We start from the raw sequence: 17373 nt of genomic DNA on the forward strand, positions 1-17373 counted from the left end.
GCGTGACACCACTCACAATGCTGCGAGTTCGAAGCAGGTAGGGTGCGCACATGACATCCACCCGCCCCGCGGGGGACGGCAGCGACGACGGGGTGCCGCCGCTGCACCCCGAACAGCTGCAGACCTACTTCGCGCTCCTGGAGGCCGTCAGCCTGCTGCAACACCACGTCGAGCAGCAGCTACGCACCGAAGGCGGCATCAGCTACGTACAGTTCCAACTGCTGGCCAACCTCGCGCGGTCCGAGACGCCGCTGACCATGACCCAGCTCGCCGACGGCGTCGTCTACAGCCGCAGTGGGCTGACCTATCAGGCCGGACTGCTGGAGAAGGCCGGCCTGATCACGCGCAGCAGCTTTCCCGGCGACGAACGAGCCACCCTCGTCGCCCTGACCGACGCGGGTACCGCCCTGTTCCGCCGGATCCTGCCCGGCCACATCGAGGTGTCGCGGCTGCTGCTGTTCAACCCGCTCTCCGACAACGACGTGCGTCACCTCGGCGACATCATGACCCGGGTACGCGACCACATGCGCGCGCTGCCACCCCGCTCGGCCGCACCACGCAAGCGCCGCCCCAGGTCCACGTCGGATGCCCCAGCCCAGGCCGACTGACCCGCTCCGCCGTCAGCCCGGCCGCTCGGGCCGCCCACCCCGAACGCACCAAGCATCTTCTTGAACACCACGAACCTCTCCCTCGACGACCGCCGTACGCGCGGCACGAGGACCGTGAGATTTTCACCGTGAAACCCTTGTGTCACAACGAGGTCAACGGCGTCCATAACGGACGCCGCCGAGCGGGGAAGCTACCAATGCCGCCCGAGAAGTAGCTGAGTGAATCCGAGCGACTACTCTCCGACACCCGGTTAGAGTGCCGCGACGGCCCGCATGGCGACGTCGACGGAGGCCTGAAGGTCCTCGCGGCTCGCCCCGGCCGCGGCGTGGACGGCATGCCCCTCGCTGAGCGCCATCACGAAACGGGCGAGCGCCCGGCTGTCCAGGCCGTCCGGGAGATCGCCCTCCTTCGCCGCACGGGACAGCCGTTCTTCGAGCGCGGCCTCGGTGGCCGCACGGCCAGCGGCGAGGATCTCGGAGATGCGGGCGTTCTCCGGGGAACAGGCCAGGCCGCCCTGGATGGAGAGGCAGCCGGCGGGGTGGCCGCCCGCGGTCAGGTTGTCGGCACTGGCGCGCAGGAAGGCTTCGATCGCGGCGTACGCGGTCGGCTGTTCGAGGGCGGCGCGCGCGTTCGCGAGGTTGGTCTCGTGGTAGCGGTCGAAGGCCCGCCTGAACAGTTCCTCCTTGCTGCCGAACGCCGCGTAGAGACTGGGCCGGTTGATGCCCATCGCCCTGGTGAGTGAGCTCAGCGACGCGCCCTCGTAGCCCTGCTGCCAGAAGACCTCGGCGGCCCGGTCGAGGACCGTCTGCTCGTCGAAGGCCCGCGGCCGCCCCGGGGTCGGAGTCTCAGCGCTCATGGCTCGACTATACCGCTCGGTACAGAAGTGACCCAACCCACCAACCGATCGGTACAGAAAGCTGTTACGGTGATCCACGAACCGATCAGTACAAAACTTCGCCACGAGGGAAGAGCATGACCATCACGTTGATCACCGGCGCGAACAAGGGCATCGGTTTCGCGACCGCCAGACAGCTTCTCGACCTGGGACACGTCGTCTACGTCGGAGCGCGCGACACCAGGCGAGGCGAGGAGGCCGCTTCGGTCCTCGGAGCGCGGTTCGTGCCCCTCGACGTCACCGACGACGACTCGGTGACCAAGGCGCTGGCGACCATTGACGCCGACGAGGGGCGGCTGGACGTCCTCGTCAACAACGCGGGCATCGCCGAGCACGGCGTCGTCGACGGGCCGAGCGCCCTGCGCGTCTTCGACACCAACGTGGTCGGGATCGTCCGCGTCACCGAGGCGGCGCTGCCCCTGCTGCGCCGGTCGTCGAATCCGACTGTGGTCACGGTGTCGAGCAGCGCCGGCTCCTTCTGGGCGGTCACCAACCCCGACCGGCCGGAGTACGACCTGACGTCGCCGCTCTACTCGGCGTCGAAGTCCGCCGCCACGATGATCACCCTCCAGTACGCCAAGTCCCAGCCGGGCATCAGGTTCAACGCGGTCGAGCCGGGCTACACCGCGACCGACCTGACCGCCGCGATCGGCGGCGGCAGGGCTCCGGCGCAGAGCGCCCGGACCGTCGTACGCCTGGCGACGCTTCCCCCCGACGGCCCGACCGGAACCCTCCAGGACGACTCCGGGCTCCTGAGCTGGTAGCCGTCCACCCCGACCGCGCTCCGCACATCGAAGGAAGAGTGACATGACTCAGCACGATCTCCGCGACTGGTACCTGCGCTACGTCGCCGCGCTCAACGCCCACGAGTTCGACGGCATGGACGAGTTCATCAACGACACGGTGATGCTGAACGGCGAGCCGGGCACCCGGGACGACGTCATCGCGGTGCAGAAGCATGACGTGGACGCCGTTCCGGACCTCCGCTGGGAGGTCAAGGAACTGCTGTTCGACCGCGACCGGATCGCCGTCCGCGCGATCAACTACGGCACCCCGGTGAAGGAGTGGCTGGGCGTACCGCCCTCCGGCGCCTCGTTCGAGATCGTCGAGTACGCCATCTACAAGGTCAGCGACGGGCGGTTCGTGCAGATGACCGCCCTGCACGACTCGGCCGAGATGCTCCGGCAGCTCACCGCCGCCGCTGACGGCGACCGACGATGACAACCATCGGCATCATCGGCGCCGGTGAGGTCGGCAGCCAGCTCGCCCGCGCGGCGGTAGCGACCGGATACACGGTCGTGATCGCCAACTCGCGAGGGCCGCACACGCTGACGGACCTGGTCGCCGAACTCGGTCCGTCGGCGCGGGCGGCGTACGCGCCGGAGGCGGCGGCAGCGGGCGACTTCGCGATCGTCGCCGTGCCGCTGAAGGTCGTGAACGACATGCCGGTCGAGGAGCTGGCCGGCAAGGTCGTGCTGGACACGAACAACTACATGGTCTGGCGGGACGGGAACATCCCGGTCCTCGACTCGGGCGAGAAGACGGTCCACGAGCTGCGCCAGGAGCAGCTCCCCACGTCGAAGGTCGCCAAGGCGTTCACCCACATCCAGGCGCCACGCCTGCTCACCTCGGCCCGGCCCGCCGGCGCGCCGGACCGGCTGGCGCTCTCCGTCTCCAGCGACCACCCGGAGGCGGTCGAGCTGGTGACGCGGCTCTACGACCGGTTCGGCTTCGACACTGTGGACAACAGTCCGCTGAGCGAGTCCTGGCGTACCGGCCCGGGCCAGCCGGCGTGGATCCGCCACGCACACCAGAACCGCGAGGAGTTGGCGCTCAACCTGAGGAGGGCGCGGCGGTTCGCCGCCGCCTGACTCCGCTCGGAGGCTGATGCTAGTCGGGATCGGACTGTCGGGGTCCTGGACGGTGGACGGGTTGCAGGCGGTTGTGGAATCGGCGCTGACGTCCGCAGACCGTGTGTAGCGGGCGGCTCCGGCGTGGTGCGTACCGATGGACGAGGGCGGCCCGGCGTGGAGGAGTTCCTCCACGCCGGGCCGCGACATGAGGGTCGGGTCCGGTCAGGCTGCGCAGGTGGCGGTAGCGCCCTGGCCGGTGCCGGTGCCCTGGAAACCGAAGTTGGTCGTCTGGCCGGCGCCGACCTGCCCGTTGTAGCCCACGTTCGTGAACCGGACGGTGCCGCTGGTGCCGCTGGCCTGGGCGTTCCAGGTGCCGGTGATCGCGGCGCCGCCAGGCAGCGCGACGGTCACGGTCCAGCCGTTGATGCCCGCCGAGCCGGCGGTGACGTTCACGCTGGCGGTGAAGCCGCCGTTCCACTGGTTGATCGCGACCGCTGCGGAGCAGCCGTTACCGCCGGGCGGCGGCGTGGTCGGCGGCGCGGTGGTGGGCGGTGCGGTCGTCGGCGGCGCCGTGGTGGGCGGTGCGGTGGTCGGCGGGTTGGTCGTCGGCGGCGCCGTGGTGGGCGGGTTGGGCGCGCCGTTCGCGAGGCTGAAGGCCAGGTCCGGCTGGAACGAACCGGCCGTGTAGCGGCAGCCGTCCGCCTCACCCGGCGGCTTCACCCAGAGGTACGCGTCGATGTTGGCGTCGCCGGTGTTCGTCGTCGGGTACTGCCCGATGCGCCGGTCGGTGTTGTCGTCTGCGCACCAGTCCCCGGCGGCTCCGCCGTTGCGGCTGGTGTCGATGACCTGGCGCTTGCCGGAGATGCCCATACCGTTGAGCGCGGAGATGACCGCCCGGCCGAAGTTCGCCTCGCTGGAGGTCGGGTTGAAGTTCGACACGTTGGTGAAGAACCCGTCGGCGTACTGCACGCCGGCCGCGCGCAGCCGGTTGGCCGTGTCACTGGCGCTGTTCCAGGTCGAGTGACCGCCGTCGAGGTAGACCTTGGCGTTCGGGTTGCCCGACTTGATGGTCTGGGTCGCCGTGGTGAGCGCCTGGTTGCGCGCGCTGAGTTCGCTGGGGCTCAGGCAGGTCTGGAGCGCGAGCGAGTCGGTCTCCAGGATGATCAGGACCGTCTGGTTGCCGAGCCCTCTGGCGAAGTTGGACACCCAGGTCTGGTACTGGTTGAGGTCCGGCGCGCCACCGGCGCTGGCCCCACCGCAGTCCCGGTTGGGGATCTCGTAGACCGACAGCACCGGGATCTGCTGTGCCGCGTTGGCGGCGCCGATGAACGAGGAGACCTCGGACTGGATGGTCGACGGGTTGAAGTTGGCGTACCAGCGCGCCTGCGGCTGGCTGGCGATCTTGTCGCGGATGACGGCGGCGCGGGAGTCGCCCGGGTTTGCGGCGACCCAGCGAACCACCGCCGAACTCGGGTCGCGGTAGAGCGATCCGGACACGGTGCCGGCGGACGCGCCGCCGACGGCGAGACCGACGCCGGCCGCGGCGAGCCCCGCGACCGCGGCCACGCTGATGGCCGCTGAACTGCGGCGGGACGAGAGGATAGCCACGTCGTGTTTCCTCCTGATCACATAGACGTATCTAAGTTCATGGGAGCGTTCCCACGACGGTAACGGAGGCGGGCGTCGATGCCAAGATGTGAACGCCTGCCACTGCCCCGTAATGTGGCAGCGATCGACGAGGCAGGCGTGGGAGGAAGACCAGGCATGACGGCGCTACCGGGCCAGCAGGCGAGCTCGTCGGTCGCCGGGCAGCCCGCCGACGAGGATCTACGGGCGCTGTTCGGGCAGTCCATCGCCGTGTTCGCGGCGCTTGCCGGGCCGACGCACGTGGTGGAGGCGGCGAACCCGGCGTTCTTCGCCGCCATCGGCGAGGAACGCGCCCGTACCGGGGTCGCCCTCGCCGAGTTGATGCCGGAACTGGACGGCCAGGGCTTCATCGCCCTGCTGGACGAGGTCTACCGCACGGGCGACGCCTACACCGGCCACGACGCCCGGATCATGCTCGGCACCGGGTCGCAGGCGCGGGAGGCGTTCTTCGACTTCACCTACGAGGCACGCCGCGACGCCACCGGCACGGTGACCGGGATCCGCGTGATCGGGGTGGAGACCACACAGGTCAAGCACGCGCAACGGCTGATGGCCGAACACCGCGCCATGCTGGAGCAGATCGCCCGGCAGGCACCCCTGACCGAGGTGCTCGACGGGATGGCCCGCTGCATCGAGAACCTCGCGCCGCAGGAGGTGCTCGTCTCCGTCCTGCTCGCCGACGCGGACGGCCGGCACCTGCGCCACGGCGCCGCGCCGAGCCTGCCCGACTTCTACAACGAGGCCATCGACGGGATCGCCACCGGTGAGGGTGTCGGCTCGTGCGGCACCGCCGCGCACCGGCGGGAACCGGTCGTCGTCACCGACATCGCCACCGACCCCTTCTGGGCCGACTTCCGCGACCTGGCCGAGCGGGCCGGGCTCGCCGCCTGCTGGTCCACGCCGATCCTGGCGCGTGACGGCAGCCTGCTCGGCACGTTCGCCATGTACCACCGCACCCCGCGTGTCCCGCGCGACGCCGACCTGGCCCTCGCCCGGGTCTTCACCGGCACCGCCGCCCTGGCCATCGAACGTCACCACATCGAACAGGCGAAGGCCGAAGCGGACGCCCGGGCCCGGGCCGCCCACGACGAGCTGGCCCGGGTGGTGCGGGCGGAGCGGGAGCTACGGGCCGAGGCGGAACAGCGCGCCGCCGCGGCGGCGGAACTCACCGCCCGGCTGCGCGCCGCCGCAGCCGCGCAGGCCGCCACTCCCCGCCCCGAGCAGTGTCAGCTCGGCGGTGGCGACGGCTGCACGGCACCCGCCGAAATCAAGATCGCCGATTCGTGGGGCGACTCGGCGTGGGGCTGCCCGCCGCACGTCGAGGAGGCGATCATCAACGTCCGTTCGGTCTTCATCGCCAACGAGGAACTGGGCGGCCTGTCCGCCTACCTCAACCGCTGACGTGACCGCGCCCGGCGGTCACGTCGGGCACCGGTGCGCACGGCCGGGGCCGCCGCCCGGGTGAAGGTTCAGCGTCGGGCGGGCTCGCCGGCCGGCTCGCGAGCGGGACGCGCGGCGTCGAACGGGCTGCGCAGGCGGGTCATGGATTCGGCGCTGACGTCCGCGACCGGACTGGGCGCGTCGTCGGTGGCCCCGAGCCCTTCCACACGGAAGGGGTTCAGGGCGAACGTGTCGTCGGGCACGAGGTGCTCCAAGGGAATCTGCACGGCAGCGCTCGACTCAGTCATCGCGGCTGGGAAACCGTGGGAGAAGCAAAGGGGTGGCGATCATCGGTACCCCGCGTCGTCAGCCTAGCGCGCATCGGCCGAGCGGGCGCGTCACGGTCGAAATCGGCGACGTCCTCAGAGCTGGACGACGTGGCCCACCCGGGGCGGCGTACGGCCCGCGAGCACGTCGAGCCATGCGTCCCGCAGCGCCTCCGGGCCGGTGCCGACCCGCACGTCGAGCCATCCGCTCACCACCTGGGAGAACCGCTGCCAGGCGTCGGCGAACCGCTCGTCGAGGCCGGTCCGGCCCCAGTCCTGGCTCCGCTTGCGGATGCGCACCGGCGCGAAGAAGACCTCCCCGGCGGCACCCGCGTTGGGCATCTGCTGGGTGAGGCCGACGGCGATGTCCCGGACGAGCAGGTCACCGAGGTGCGCGCGAAGGGCGGCGCGGGTCGTGGGTGAGCCGGACAGGTCGAGGTAGACGGTCGGAACCGCGTCGAGCGTGCCGATGTCGTCGTAGGAGAGGACCTCGTCGTAGCAGCCGAGCGACCGGGTGAAGGCGAGGTTGCCCCGCGAGGTGAGCCCGATCAGGCGCGGGCCGCGGCCGTGCAGTTCGAACGCGGTGGCGTACGCCGTCTTGCTCGACGCCGACGACAGCACCAGCGACCGCGCCCCGTAGCCGTCCTCGTCGATCACCTGGTCGGCGAGCATGAACGAGGTGAAGAACAACGGCCGGAACAGGATGAGCAGGTCCTCCTGCTCCGCCCGGTACGCGGGATCGCCGTCGGTGGACCGGTAGGCGTTGTACGGGGAGGGCAGGCCGGCCCGGTGCGTGCTGGCGTCGCGGAATCCGGACTCGTCCACCCGGTCCGGGCGTACCACCAGGTGATCGGCGGGCGGCAGGTAGCCGTAGACCCGCCGGCCCGGCTCGACTCCCGACACTGCGGATGCAACGACCTCGGCGAAGCCCCACAGCGGCGGAAGACCCCACCCGCCGTCGAGCCCTCGGGGCTCCGGCGGGAAGAACTCCCAGTAGCGCATCGCCTCGCCGAGCACCGCGTACGTGACGTTGTTGGCGGTCAGGCCGACGCGGTCCACGCGTAGCAGCGCCTCCCCGTCGGCGAGGTCGGGCACCGCGCCGTCGACGAGTGTGGTGCGAGCGAGGTCGTCACGGGCCACAGCGAACGTCCACGAGTCAGCCATGGCCTGACGCTAGGCAGACGCGGAACTCCAGACAAGTGCACTGGGAGTGCAAAATCCCACTCGGCCGCGTCGTTGCGCGCCACCGGTTCAGAGGTAACGAACACCGGTCAGCTCCGCCGCCCGCAGCCCAGAGGCGTTTTCCGACGGCCGGGTCGGCGGCCTGCCGGCTGAGCCGCGCCTCGGTGACCGGACCCCAGGTCTCGAAGAACCGGGACGGACCGAAGAACTGGCCGCCGCGTACCTCCGGGTCGGTCGCGGCCCGCAACTGCGGCAACACGCCCCGCTCGACCGGCTGGGTGGCGAGCGATCCGAGCCGCCCGATCATCCGGCCGAGCCGGCCGCGGTGTTCCCAGGCGCGCGGCGTGAGGTTGCTGCGGGTGAGGCCGGGATGCGCCAGCGCACTGACGACCGGCGACCCGGCCGCGCGCAGGCGGCGGTCCAGTTCGACGCCGAAGACCGTGGTGGCGAGCTTCGACCGGCCGTACGCGGCAGAGGCCCGGTAGTCGCGCTCGGACATCAGGTCGTCGAAGTCGAGCCGCGCGTTGCGGTGGGTGAGGGAGCTGAGGCTCACCACCCGCGGCGCCCGCGCCCCGGCGAGCGCGTCCAGCAGCAGGCCGGTCAGCGCATACGGACCCAGCATGTTGGTGGCGAACTGCAGCTCGAAGCCGTCGGCGGAGGTACGGCGCGGTCCGAGCAGCACCACACCGGCGTTGTTGACCAGCAGGTCGATCGTCGGGTGGTCGGCGGTCAGCTTCGCGGCGAACGCGCGTACCGATTCGAGCTGGGCCAGGTCCAGCTCGCGTACCTCGGTGTCGCCGCCGATGCGGCGGGCGGCCTCCCGGCCGGCGACGGTGTTCCGCACGGCCAGTACGACGTGGGCGCCGCGGCGGGCCAGTTCGGTGGCGGTGACCAGGCCGAGGCCCGAGTTCGCGCCGGTCACGACGGCGACCCGGCCGCGCTGGTCGGGGATGCGATCGGTGGTCCATCCGGTCATCTGCTGCTCCTCGGGTACGGCGGTTCGCGATCAGCGATGACGCTAGGAGCGATCCGGGCGGTCTCGGTCGTTCGCGTTTGCCTAGGTCCGCGGGACCTACCCTGGGCGTGCGGCGTCGCGGCAGACTGGCGGCATGAGCAGCCCACATCCGTACGCACGCGAACTGGGCGCCTTCCTGCGCGCCCGACGTGGCCGGCTGCGCCCGCGCGACGTCGGCCTGGAGCCGGGCGGGCGGCGCAAGGTGACCGGCCTGCGGCGGGAGGAACTGGCCCTGCTGGCCGGGCTGAGCACCGACTACTACCAGCGGATGGAGCAGGGCCGGGAGGTACGCCCCTCCGACGACGTCCTGGACGCGCTCGCCGGCGCCCTCGGGCTGGACGACACCGAACGTCGGCACCTGTTCACGCTGGCCCGGGCCGCCCGGCGGCCGATGCCCGCCCGTGTCGACCACGGTCCGGAGCGGGTGCCGGACGGCACCCGACGGCTGCTGCGGGTGATGGACACCCCGGCGGTCGTCCTCGGCCGGCATCTGGACCTGCTCGACTGGAACCCGATGGCGCAGGCGCTGCTCGGTGACCCGGCGGACCTCCCGCCCGGCCGGCTCAACATGCTCCTGCTGCTGTTCGACGACGTGCTGACCGGGGGACGGAGCTGCCCGGACTGGGAGCGGCAGGCGCTGGACTACATCGGGATGATGCGCGCCGCCGTCGCCGACGACCCGACCCATCCCCGCGCCACCGCGATCGTCGGCGAGCTGAGCATCCGCAGCGCGGAGTTCCGGCGGCTGTGGGCACGGCACGACGTCCGCGCCTCGGTCAGCGGCACCAAGACGTTCCGGGTGCCCGGGCTGGGCGACATCGTCCTGGACTGGGACACCTATCCGCTGCCGGGCAACCCCGGCCCGGTCGTGCTGGTCTTCACCGCCGAGCCGGGCAGCCCGGACGCTGACCGGCTACGGCTCCTGGCGTCGTGGCGCGCGACCCGCCCGGCGTCCACCGGCGTCGACCCGGCCTGATCCGGTCACCGTCCCCGGTTGAGGCCGACGATCGCGCCGTTGAGGGCGGTGGCGAAGAGGGTCCACGCGACGTACGGGGCGAGCGCTGCCCCGGCGGGGCGGTCGGTGCGCGCCGCGCGGCGCAGCAGCACCAGATTGGACGCGTTGAGCGCGGCGATCCCGGCCAGCGCGGCGCCGGGCTTGCGGGCGCCGAAGAACAGGGCGCTCCAGCCGGCGTTGAGCGCCAGGTTGAGCGCGTAGTCGCGGGCGAAGGCGGCGCGCTCGGGCCCTTCGGAGCGGTCGAGCGCCCGGGCGCCGGCCACCGCGATCAGCCCGTACAGCGGGGTCCAGACCAGGGGGAACGCGGCCGACGGCGGCTGCCAGGCGGGCTTGCGCAGGCGGCGGTACCAGCGCGACGAGGTGCCGGTGGAGGTGGCGGCGGCGCCCGCGGCGGCGGTCGCGGTGACTGCCGCAGCGGTCTTGACCAGGGTCGGTACTCGCATCCCGCTCAGCTACCCGGCCAGCGGCGACTCAACCCACCACCGCCGGAAGATCCACTTCCGGATACGCCCCGATGCACAGATCCTTCACCGTCGCGCCGAGAGTCGTAGACAACTTTCACCACCGTCGATAGCCTCTCCATTCAGTGACAGATGTCGATAAGGAGGCTCCATGCGACGGCTCATGCTCTCCTGCGCCCTAACGGCCATCGGTGCCTGGGCGGTGGCGCCGGCACCCGCCACTGCGGCACCTCGCGCGACACCCGGACCCGTCGCCGACGCCGTGACCGCGAAACTTCTCGGCTCGGCCGACACGGCCACCGCCCGCACGGCGGACGCGCAGCAGGCCCGGATCACCGTCACCCGCGCGAACGGCCGGTGGGCCTTCGGCACCGCCGTGCTGCCGGCGGACCGGGCCGCGGACGCGCACCCCACCGGTTCGGTGTTCCTCGCCCGGGCCGACGCCAAGGGCTGGACCGTCGCGTTCGACGGGGAGGCCGCGTTCGGCGACCTGGCCGCCACGTCGCCGCTGGTGAGCGCGACCGAGAAGGCCGTCTTCACCACGCCCGTCACACCGATGTACGCGGGCGGAGACTTCCGCACCGGCATGGCGCTGCCGTTCGCGGTCGGGCAGACGTGGACGCTGACCTCCGGGCCGCACGGCTGGGGCGGCGCCGCCGCGCCGTGGAGTTCGGTGGACCTCGCCGGTGGCGACCAGGTGGTCCGGGCCGCGCGGGCCGGAACCGCGTACACGATGTGCACCGGCTGGATCCGGGTCATCCACGACCGCGGCTACTCGACCGACTACTACCACCTGTGGAGCAGCATCTCCGTGAACGGCGCCGCCGTCGCGCAGGGCGCGTACCTGGGCTACACCGGCACCGACGTCACCTGCGGCGGTTCCGCCACCGGCCGGCACGTGCACTTCGGGCTGCGGCAGAACTCGGCGTACGTCCCGATCGCCGGGCACGGCATCGGCAAGTGGGACTTCGTCAGCGGCGCGGCGGCGTACCAGGGCGGCGCCCGGCACGGGTCCGCCTACGTCGGCGGCGGTGGCGGCGTCTACAACTACGGCGCGCTCGGCTTCAACCAGGGAGTCGTCGACGCCAACGGCGGCGGCACGCTGACCCGGCGCTCCGGCCCCGGAACGGGGTACGGCGCCCTCGGGTCGGTCGCCGACGGCGCCACCGTCACCGTCTCCTGCTCCGCCAACGGCACCTCGCACACCGGCCGCTACGGCACCACCGCCCTGTGGGACCGGCTCAGCGACGGCAGCTGGGTGTCCGACGCCTACCTCTCCACCGGCGTGAACGGGCCGATAAACGGCTGGTGCTGACCGTGCGCGTGGATCATGGCACTGCTACCTTCCGGACGCATGGACGACTCCCCTCGCTGGTACCGCCCGGCCCCCGACGTGCTGCTCACTGTCGGCAGCGCCACCGCGCTGCTCGGCTACCTGATCCCGTGGTTCCGCGCCAGCCGCCGCCACCAGTGGTCGTACTCGGGCTGGGCCTACCTGGAGACCGAGGGCGGCTGGACCTGGCTGGTCGTGGTGTCCCTGGTGATCGCCGTCCTGGCCGGCCTCTGGGCCGGGCGGAGCGTGGCGTGCGCCAAGCTCGCGATCGGCGCGGCGGTGGCCGGGATGTTCCTCGCCAGTGCGGTGGTCGCGGTGAGCCTGGGCGCGCTGCCGGAACGCGACAGCATCAACTGGGTCGGTGAGCTGCCGTTCGAGATGGGGATGCCGCTCATGGCGGTCGGATTCGGGGCCGTCGTCGCCGGGGCGCGGGGCACCGTACGCCGCCCCGCCGAGGAGTGACGCGACGTCACGCCGCCGGCAGGTCCACCACCCGGGTGGCCCAGCGGGCCATCAGCGCCGGGTCGTGGGTGATGACCAGGACCCCGGCGCCCTGCCGGCGCTGGTAGTCGGTGACGACGGCGGCGACGTGCGCCTGGGTGGAGGCGTCGAGCATCGCTGTCGCCTCGTCGCAGAGCAGGTAGTCCGGCCGGTGCACCAGGGCGCGGGCCAGGCAGGCGCGTTGCAGTTGCCCGTCGCTCACCGCGTGCGGGCGGCGGGTCAGCAGGTCGGGCGTCAGTCCGACCAGGTCGGCCAGCTCCGCCGCGCGGGCCGCCGCCTGCTCGCGCGGTGTGCCGGTGGCACGTAGCGGCTCGGCGACGATGTCGGCGAGGCTGAGCCGCGGGTCGGTGGCGGCACGCGGGCTCTGGAACAGGACCGCCACGCGGGTGCGCAGTTCCGCCGGCAGGCGGTGGCGGACGCCGCCGAGCGGTCGCCCGTCGATCGCCACGTGACCGCTGTCCGGGGCGTGCAGCAGGGCGAGGACGCGGGCGAGCGTGGACTTGCCGCTGCCCGACGGGCCGCGCAGCCCGACCGTCTCACCGGGGGCGATGTGCAGGTCGACCCGGTCGAGGACGCGCTGCCCGCCGTACGCGACGGAGACCTGGTGCGCGGCGAGCCCGGCGGCCGGCGCGTCGCCCGGGGCGGCGGCGCCGGTGGTGCCGGGAACCGTGACCGTCATGCCGGTACCTCCTCGCGCAGCGGGTGGTGGCAGGCGACCCGGCCCGCGCCCTCGGCGTCGAGACGGGGCACTGTCGCGCAGGTGTCGGTGGCGCGGGCGCAACGCGGGGCGAAGGCGCAGCCGCCGGGCAGGTCGGTGAGCGCCGGCGGGTGGCCCGGCACCGGCACGAACGCGCGGTCGGGCAGCGCGTCGAGCAGCCCGGCGGTGTACGGGTGGGCCGGGTCGTCGAACAGCGCCTCGGCCGGGCGATGCTCGACGATGCGGCTGGCGTACATCACCGCGACCGTGTCCGCGACGCGGCGCGCGGCGGCCAGGTCGTGCGTGATGAGCAGGACGGCCGCGCCGGTGTCGCAGCGGCGGCGCAGCAGGTCCAGCGTGTGATCGACGAGCGGCCGGTCCAGGCCGGTGGTGGGTTCGTCGGCGAGCAGCACCGGCGGGTCCGGTGCGAGAGCCAGCGCGGTGGCGAGCCGCTGGGCCATGCCGCCGGAAAGCTCGTGCGGGAACCGGTCCAGGTCGGCCGGGTCGAGACCGACGTCGGCGGCGATCCGGTCGGCGGCGGCCTGCGCGTCGCGGCGGGCGTGCCCGTGCGCGCGCAGCGTCTCCTCCAGCAGCTTCCGCCCGGTACGCACCGGGGTGAGCGCGGTGGCGGGACTCTGCGGGACCAGGCCGACGCCCCGGCCGCGTACGTGCCGGGCGAGGTGCCGCTCCCCCGCGCCGATCAGGTCGACCTCGGCGCGGCCCGGCGCGTGCAGGCGGGCATGCCCGGTGACCGTGGCGTTGCGGGGCAGCAGGCCGAGCAGGGCGTGCGCGAGGACGGACTTGCCGCACCCGGACTCGCCGACCACCGCCAGCAGCTCGCCGGGCCGCAGCGTGAGGCTCAGGTCGGTGACGGCGTGCACGAGCGCGTCGCGCAGCCGGAAGCGGACGGTCAGCCCGTCGACTGTCAGCAGCGCCGGGGCGGTCACAGGTGCAGCTCCGCCCGTACGCGCGGGTCGAGGCGGTCACGCCACCGGCCGGTGAGCACGGCGAGCGCCAGCGTGGCCGCCACGAGCAGGAGGCCGGGGACGATGCTGGCCCACCAGGCGCCGGTGAGCAGCGACCGCTGCCCGTCGTTGATCATGTTGCCGATCGAGGCGAGGTGCGGCGGCAGGCCCAGGCCGAGGAACGACAGCGCGGTCTCGTGCCAGACGGCGTGCGGCACCATCAGCGTGGTCGCCAGCGCCAGGCGCGGCAGCACGTGCGGCAGCAGGTGCCGGGTCAGCACCCGGACCCGCCCGGCACCGCCGGAGATCGCGGCGTCGACGAACGGCCGGTTGCGCAGGCTGAGCAGCTCGGAGCGGACGATCCGGGCGGTGGACAGCCAGTGCGTCAGCGCGATGGATGCGATCACCGCGCCGAGGCTGGGCCGCAGCATCGCCACGATGAAGATGCCCAGCAGCAGGTGCGGCAGCGCGGCGACGGTGTCCACGACGCGCATGAGCGCCCGGTCGACCCAGCCACCGACGCTGCCGGCGACGGCGCCGACCAGGCCGCCGATGACCGCCGCGACGAGCGCGGCGACCGCGCCGACGAGCAGCGAGACGCGCAGGCCGTAGAGGCTGCGCAGAGCCACGTCGCGGCCGAGGTCGTCGGTGCCGGCCAGGTGCTCCGGCGAGGGCGCGAGGCGGGTACGGGAGAGGTCGACGGCGCTCTGGTCAAGTGGCCACAGGAGCGGGGCGAGCAGCGCGGCGGCGACGACACCGGCGAGCACGACGACGGCGACGGTCGTGCCCACACTGCCGGGGCGGCGCAGGCGCCGGACGCGCGCGGGGAGGGCGAGGTCAGTCATCGAGGCGTACCCGGGGGTCGGCGGCGGCGTAGGCGAGGTCGGTGAGCAGGTTCGCGGTCAGCACCACGACGGTGGTGGCCAGGGTCGTGGCCGCGAGCAGCGGGAAGTCGGCGCCCAGCGCGGCCTCGACGGTGACCGCGCCGAGCCCGGGCAGGGAGAACACGGTCTCCACCAGGACCGCGCCGCCGACGAGTTCGGGCAGGTGCGTGCCGACCAGGGTGAGGAACGGCAACAGCGCGGTACGCAGCGCGTGTCCGAACAGGACGACCCGGCCGGGAAGTCCTCGGGCGCGGGCGGCCAGCACATGGTCGTCGCGCAGGCTCTCGGCGACCGCGTCACGGACGAACAGGACGAACCACGGCGCCTGGGAGATCGCCAGCACTGTCACCGGGAGCACCAGGTGCCGCGCCACGTCCGCCGGGTCGGTGCCGGTGGCGGTGATGTCGGTGAGCCCGCCCGCGGGCAGCCAGCCGAGGCTGAGGGCGAACACGGCGATCGCCGCGAGGCCGATCCAGAACACCGGCATGGACTGCACGGCGTACGCGACGGCGCGCAGCGCCCTGTCGAACCAGCCACCACGGCGGTACGCGGCGAGCGTGCCCAGCAGGACGCTCGCCACCAGCACCAGGGCGAGCGCGGTGCCGACGAGCAGCAGCGTCCACCCGGCCCGGGCGGCGAGCACCGAGGTGACCGGCTCGTGCCGGCTCGTCGACCAGCCCAGGTCGCCGCGCAGCAGGTTGCCGATCCAGCGGGCGTACTGCACCGGCAGCGGGTCGTCGACGCCCCAGTTGGCGCGGATCTGCGCGAGGTTCTCCTCGCTCGTGGTGAACGCCGCCGCGCCCGCGTACTGCTGGGCCGGGTCGATCGGGGAGGCGGCACCGAGGGCGAACATGCCCATGCTGGTGGCCGCCAGCACCGGTACGGCGACCAGCAGCCGCCGCCGGATCACGACGCCCGCCCCGGCCAGTCGCCGCCGGCCGGTCACGATTCTTTCGTCCAGGTGTGCACGTTCCACCAGATGCTGTTGGCGACGTCGTGCTCGTGCGGCTCGACCCGCGGCGTCACCCCGGTCACGGCGTCCTTCAGCACGTAGGTGTGCTGGAGGTAGGTGAGGAACACCCACGGCACGTCGGTGGCGAGCTGCTTCTGGAACGTGGCGTACGCGGCCTTGCGGGCGGCCGGGTCGGCGCTGTCCCGGCCGGCCTGCAACGCGGCGTCGGTGACAGTGGACCGGTACGAGCCGGGGTTGAAGAAGCCCTGCCCGGCGAAGGCCGAGCTGAACAGCTTGTAGGAGACGAAGTCCGGGTCGTACGGGGTGCCGTAGCCCATGATCAGAGCGTCGTTCTTCATCCGCGGGGTGATCGCGTCCCAGGTCAGCCCCTCCGGCGTGACCTTGATGCCGACCTTCTTCGCGTCGGCGGTGACGGCCAGTGCGAGTTCCTTGCGCAGGCTGTCGGTGGCCGGGTACATGAGCGCGAACGCGGCCTGCCGCCCGTCCTTGACGCGGATGCCGTCCGGGCCGGGCTTCCACCCGGCGGCGTCCAGCGCGGCGGTGGCCGCGGCCACGTCGGCGGCGGGCCTGCCGGCGATCGACGGCTCCGCGTATTCCGACGTGGGCGGCACCGGCCCGAACGCGGGCTCGCCCGCACCGCCGAGCACCCCCGTCACCATGGCCTGCCGGTCCACGGCGACGTTCAGCGCCCGCCGGATCGCGAGGTCGCCGGTGACCGGGTTGCCCATCGGCAGCATGACGCCCCGGTAGTCGGCGGTCGGCACCTTGTGCACCCGGTAGCCGCCCCGGCCGTCGAACCCGGAGGCGAGCTTCGGCGCCAGCTCCGCCGCGTCGAACTCGCCGGCCCGCATCCGCTGGGCCCGCACGTTGTCGTCGGCGACGAACGCCACCACCACGCCGGAGTTCGCCGGTTTGCCGTCCCAGTACGTCTCGTTCGCCGCGAGCACGAGCCGGTCACCCGGGGTCCAGGAGGTGAACCGGTACGGGCCGGTGCCGACCGGCTCGCGGTTGAACGCGGCCTTGTTGACGTCCTGCCCGGCGAACGCCTTCGCCGGGACGATCCCCAGCGCCAGCCGTTGCAGGAACGGCGCGTACGCGTACTTCAGGGTGAACACGACTGTCGCCGGGTCGGGCGCGGCGACAGAGGCGAGCATGTCCAGATCGGAGCGCAGCGTCGAGTCGACGCCCGGATCGAGCACCGCCTGGTAGGTGAACACCACGTCCTGGGCGGTCAGTGGGCTGCCGTCGTGGAACAGCACGCCCTCGCGCAGCTTCGCGGTGACCGTCTTCCCGTCCGCCGAGACGGTGGGAAGCTCGCGGGCCAGGGCGGGCACCAGTTCGTTGCGGGCGTCCCGGGCGACCAGCCCGTCGAAGATCAGCGACGCGCCGTCGACGCCGTAGTTGAGCACCGGGTTGAGCGTGTCCGGCTCGCCCGCCGTGGCGACCACCAGCGTCCCGGCGTTGTTCGTTCCGCCGGTCGACGCCGTGGGCGACGAGCAGCCCGCGACGGCGAGCAGGGCGGCGGCGAGCATCGCGGCCACGCGTACGGGCTTGGGCTTGATCGCCACCGGCAACCCCTCGAACTCGTCCTGCGGCAGGGCGGGCGCTCCGGCGAAGAACAGATCATCGCGTGCCCG

18 protein-coding genes and 1 pseudogene are annotated in these 17373 nt (G+C 72.7%); 8 read left to right on the forward strand and 11 right to left on the reverse strand.

Annotated elements, in window-relative coordinates; genetic code table 11:
- Positions 1-50 precede the first annotated feature (50 nt).
- Positions 51-608, forward strand: a complete 558-nt coding sequence (locus O7607_RS09585; RefSeq protein WP_269702515.1) for a MarR family winged helix-turn-helix transcriptional regulator — start codon at positions 51-53, stop codon at positions 606-608.
- 251 nt (positions 609-859) lie between these two features.
- Here the strand turns inward: O7607_RS09585 and O7607_RS09590 are convergent, their stop codons facing one another.
- Positions 860-1465 (reverse strand): TetR/AcrR family transcriptional regulator, encoded by a 606-nt coding sequence (locus O7607_RS09590; protein WP_269702516.1) that lies wholly within the window; start codon positions 1463-1465, stop codon positions 860-862.
- Positions 1466-1581: 116 nt separating this feature from the next.
- Between O7607_RS09590 and O7607_RS09595 the strand changes: the two genes are divergently transcribed.
- Genes O7607_RS09595 through O7607_RS09605 form a run of 3 tightly spaced genes read left to right on the forward strand, consistent with a single transcriptional unit; the run spans position 1582 to position 3375 of the window.
- Positions 1582-2268: an SDR family NAD(P)-dependent oxidoreductase gene (locus O7607_RS09595; RefSeq protein WP_269702517.1), complete on the forward strand. Its 687-nt coding sequence runs from the start codon at positions 1582-1584 to the stop codon at positions 2266-2268.
- Between the two features lie 43 nt (positions 2269-2311).
- Entirely contained in the window at positions 2312-2725 is a 414-nt protein-coding gene (locus tag O7607_RS09600) for an ester cyclase (protein WP_269702518.1), read from the forward strand.
- Positions 2722-3375, forward strand: coding sequence for an NADPH-dependent F420 reductase (locus O7607_RS09605; RefSeq protein ID WP_269702519.1), 654 nt, complete (start codon positions 2722-2724; stop codon positions 3373-3375). The genes O7607_RS09600 and O7607_RS09605 overlap by 4 nt, the downstream gene beginning before the upstream one ends.
- A gap of 204 nt (positions 3376-3579) precedes the next feature.
- Here O7607_RS09605 and O7607_RS09610 read toward each other — a convergent pair whose 3' ends face one another.
- The gene (locus tag O7607_RS09610; RefSeq protein ID WP_269702520.1) at positions 3580-4965 is read right to left on the reverse strand and encodes a glycoside hydrolase family 6 protein; all 1386 of its coding nucleotides are present in this window, start codon (positions 4963-4965) and stop codon (positions 3580-3582) included.
- Positions 4966-5121: 156 nt separating this feature from the next.
- On the opposite strand from O7607_RS09610, the gene O7607_RS09615 reads away from it, so the two are divergent.
- Positions 5122-6405 (forward strand): GAF domain-containing protein, encoded by a 1284-nt coding sequence (locus O7607_RS09615; protein WP_269702522.1) that lies wholly within the window; start codon positions 5122-5124, stop codon positions 6403-6405.
- A 68-nt stretch (positions 6406-6473) separates the two neighbouring features.
- Here O7607_RS09615 and O7607_RS09620 read toward each other — a convergent pair whose 3' ends face one another.
- The 3 genes and pseudogenes from O7607_RS09620 to O7607_RS09630 all read right to left on the reverse strand — a co-directional run bounded on the left by O7607_RS09620 (position 6474) and on the right by O7607_RS09630 (position 8868).
- Positions 6474-6692: a hypothetical protein gene (locus O7607_RS09620; protein ID WP_269702524.1), complete on the reverse strand. Its 219-nt coding sequence runs from the start codon at positions 6690-6692 to the stop codon at positions 6474-6476.
- A gap of 114 nt (positions 6693-6806) precedes the next feature.
- The gene (locus O7607_RS09625) at positions 6807-7874 is read right to left on the reverse strand and encodes a DUF2855 family protein (RefSeq protein ID WP_269702526.1); all 1068 of its coding nucleotides are present in this window, start codon (positions 7872-7874) and stop codon (positions 6807-6809) included.
- A gap of 87 nt (positions 7875-7961) precedes the next feature.
- Positions 7962-8868 (reverse strand): annotated as a pseudogene (locus tag O7607_RS09630) (oxidoreductase).
- Positions 8869-9001: 133 nt separating this feature from the next.
- On the opposite strand from O7607_RS09630, the gene O7607_RS09635 reads away from it, so the two are divergent.
- Complete coding sequence (locus O7607_RS09635) at positions 9002-9883, forward strand: helix-turn-helix transcriptional regulator (RefSeq protein ID WP_269702530.1); 882 nt, start codon at positions 9002-9004, stop codon at positions 9881-9883.
- A gap of 5 nt (positions 9884-9888) precedes the next feature.
- On the opposite strand, the gene O7607_RS09640 is transcribed toward O7607_RS09635, so the two are convergent.
- Positions 9889-10365: a TspO/MBR family protein gene (locus O7607_RS09640; RefSeq protein ID WP_269702531.1), complete on the reverse strand. Its 477-nt coding sequence runs from the start codon at positions 10363-10365 to the stop codon at positions 9889-9891.
- Positions 10366-10534: 169 nt separating this feature from the next.
- Here O7607_RS09640 and O7607_RS09645 point away from each other — a divergent pair, with 169 nt between their 5' ends.
- Positions 10535-11698, forward strand: coding sequence for a peptidoglycan DD-metalloendopeptidase family protein (locus O7607_RS09645; protein WP_269702533.1), 1164 nt, complete (start codon positions 10535-10537; stop codon positions 11696-11698).
- Between the two features lie 39 nt (positions 11699-11737).
- Complete coding sequence (locus tag O7607_RS09650) at positions 11738-12178, forward strand: hypothetical protein (RefSeq protein WP_269702534.1); 441 nt, start codon at positions 11738-11740, stop codon at positions 12176-12178.
- Positions 12179-12185: 7 nt separating this feature from the next.
- Here O7607_RS09650 and O7607_RS09655 read toward each other — a convergent pair whose 3' ends face one another.
- From O7607_RS09655 to O7607_RS09675, 5 genes are read right to left on the reverse strand one after another with little or no spacing between them, the layout of a single operon-like run.
- Complete coding sequence (locus O7607_RS09655) at positions 12186-12896, reverse strand: ABC transporter ATP-binding protein (RefSeq protein ID WP_269702535.1); 711 nt, start codon at positions 12894-12896, stop codon at positions 12186-12188.
- Positions 12893-13861, reverse strand: coding sequence for an ABC transporter ATP-binding protein (locus O7607_RS09660; protein WP_269702536.1), 969 nt, complete (start codon positions 13859-13861; stop codon positions 12893-12895). Before O7607_RS09660 ends, O7607_RS09655 begins: the two co-directional genes overlap by 4 nt.
- Positions 13858-14724 carry an ABC transporter permease gene (locus O7607_RS09665; protein ID WP_269702537.1) on the reverse strand — a complete coding sequence of 289 codons (867 nt, stop codon included), beginning with the start codon at positions 14722-14724 and terminating at the stop codon, positions 13858-13860. Before O7607_RS09665 ends, O7607_RS09660 begins: the two co-directional genes overlap by 4 nt.
- A complete protein-coding gene (locus tag O7607_RS09670; RefSeq protein WP_269702539.1) occupies positions 14717-15739 on the reverse strand; it encodes an ABC transporter permease in 1023 nt (340 codons plus the stop codon). Before O7607_RS09670 ends, O7607_RS09665 begins: the two co-directional genes overlap by 8 nt.
- Positions 15706-17304: an ABC transporter substrate-binding protein gene (locus O7607_RS09675; RefSeq protein WP_269702541.1), complete on the reverse strand. Its 1599-nt coding sequence runs from the start codon at positions 17302-17304 to the stop codon at positions 15706-15708. Before O7607_RS09675 ends, O7607_RS09670 begins: the two co-directional genes overlap by 34 nt.
- Positions 17305-17373 lie beyond the last annotated feature (69 nt).

The organism is Micromonospora sp. WMMA1949 (genome assembly GCF_027460145.1).
GTDB lineage: Bacteria > Actinomycetota > Actinomycetes > Mycobacteriales > Micromonosporaceae > Micromonospora.